The sequence below is a fragment of the Paenibacillus sp. LHD-38 genome (assembly GCF_031157315.1).
Taxonomy (GTDB): Bacteria; Bacillota; Bacilli; order Paenibacillales; family Paenibacillaceae; genus Pristimantibacillus.
Map to the genome: position 1 here is coordinate 1 of NZ_JAVIFU010000118.1, position 1,823 is coordinate 1,823.

At 36.3% G+C, this 1,823-nt stretch carries 1 protein-coding gene and 1 pseudogene; both read left to right on the plus strand.

Annotated elements, in window-relative coordinates; translation table 11 throughout:
• Positions 1–826: 826 nt before the first annotated feature.
• Positions 827–1,222 (plus strand): hypothetical protein, encoded by a 396-nt coding sequence (locus RCO25_RS34460; RefSeq protein WP_309000547.1) that lies wholly within the window; start codon positions 827–829, stop codon positions 1,220–1,222.
• A 222-nt stretch (positions 1,223–1,444) separates the two neighbouring features.
• Positions 1,445–1,823 (plus strand): annotated as a pseudogene (locus tag RCO25_RS34465) (hypothetical protein); the annotation flags it as partial.

Sequence of the window (1,823 nt, forward strand, 5' to 3'; positions counted from 1 at the left end):
GCGCTTTTTCTTTGCTTTCCCCAAAAAAACAAACGGCACAGGACTTTTCCCATGCCGTTTTGGATTTCATTTTTATTCCTGTTCTTGTCTTTGAGCTAAACTAAATGACATTGGCCACGCAGTAGCCCTTCACTCAACTAACTGGCAGTTTAACGCAACGAACAGAAGGTTACATGCGTCTAATAATTTGTCTAGGAAAAATATCCCACAAAAGGCTGCCTGATAACAGGAAAACAACATTGATTCCATAGAGCATGAAGGGAGAAGTGGGTTGATTTGCTGAGAATACTGAGGATAATTAACATTTGGGCATTTTGGTTTTCCTTGATATGTTGGGGAATGTTCTTTCTATTATTTCAACACAATTTTGCCCTATTTATTCAAAATGGAACTGGGATTGATCCTTTTAATTTTTTAGTAGCGATGTCAATAGTAAGCTGTATTCTTGGGGCATTCGGAGTGTCAGGTATTAAAGGCTGGCTATCAACTTTGAGAGCGATAGCAACACTGGTTTTATCTATCGTAATATTACTTATTTCCGCATATGTTGTGTTTGTAGGTGGACTATTCGAATGAAAAGTACTGATATTTTTTAGTCACCGTTGATGATGAGACAAAGGCTGATCTGGGTTTGTTTTATTTGTTCATTTTCTTGCTTGTCTGTGATAAAACCAATCGTGATAACCCTTTTAAACCGTTTGGTGGCGGGCAGTATAGTTCAATAATGCATCATTAAAGAAAGTGAAGATTCCATGCAAATGTGTTAAATGTAGTGTCCTGTCCATACATATAGAAAAGCGAAAATGTATGGAAAGGGATGAAAAAAATGAAAGTTGCGTTGTACATTATAACTGTGATTAGCTTTTTTGTATCAGCAGCTTGCAGTAACTCGTTTAGTGAATCAGATGCAGTAAAATATACTTTAGCCAAGATACATGAGTTAAATGAGCCGCATTTAAATGCCGATTTTCCCAAACGAAATGGAACTAGGAATATAAAGGTCGCGATTGGTGGTATGTATGGAAATACAACCATTTTAAAGTTAACAACGAGTGTTAAACTGATTGATAAAGAAACATACGAAGTTATCCTTATTAAAGATTGGAACTATATGGTGGATGATATAAGAGTGATCAGCTACTGGAAATTTAGGGTTACGGAAAGCAATGTGACTCTTTTGAAAAAAGATGACAAGGATGATTTACTGTCTATAATAGGTTAAAGATTAGAGTATATACCAACCAAGTACATTACGCTAACGGGTAACGATAGTTCAATAAAAGAGTAGTTTCATTTATTAAGCATCAACATCAGTTGGTGCTTTTTTCATGCTCATGAGAACGTCAAGGAAGACCATGCATAGATGTTGTAGTGGAAACGAGTAGTTAGACATTGTTATCTTGGGGAAGGCTACATGAAAAAACAGATTACAAGGAGGTATACGATGATAAAGATAGTTGGTTTGGCTATAATCGCTTTCACTTTCATGATTGGCTCAACTACATATGCCTATTACGAAAAGCCATCAAGTGACGAGCGTGTGCCTTTTGAAAAGATGTACTTTGAATATGGCTATAAATCAGTTGAAGATGCACTAGGTGAATGTAATAGTCACTTCAAAAGAAAGATTAAATTGCCTTTTAAGTTGCCACCAATTCCGTTTACCCACCATTTGGCAAGATGTAATCAACATGGTGGTCAACGTGGTGGTGTAAACGACTATTTTGAAATTGAGTACCTTAATGAGTTTCAAGGTTCTAATAATCATTACATGGTATGGGTAAATCCTTCGGAACACCGAAAAGGATTTCCACGTAAAAGTG